1 protein-coding gene is annotated in these 234 nt (G+C 60.7%); it reads right to left on the bottom strand.

Annotation, left to right across the window (positions count from 1 at the left end; translation table 11 throughout):
- Positions 1-29 precede the first annotated feature (29 nt).
- On the bottom strand, positions 30-234 hold a 205-nt coding region (locus AC5Y5W_RS25005; protein ID WP_500014205.1), incomplete at its 5' end, for a hypothetical protein.

The raw sequence follows: 234 nt of genomic DNA, 5'->3' as shown, positions 1-234 counted from the left end.
GTTTTACCCGCAAAATCGGACGGCGTGACCTAGATATGACCTGACTCGGTGCAAACCCGAGAGGTTGCGCCATGTCCCCCGTCGCCGATACGGCGTTGAGCGACCACTTGCACGACGCCCGTAGGCATCTTCTGCGCGGCTATGTCGCCGTCGATGAGTGCCGCCGCGATGTTGTTGGCGCCCTGATAAACGACGTCGAGAAGCGAGCGAAAATGCTTGCCGGGCAGTTGAGCG

It is taken from the genome of Mycobacterium sp. NGS51, assembly GCF_059812525.1.
Note: the sequence above shows the minus strand (reverse complement) of the source record. Positions and strands in the feature narration are given on the sequence as shown.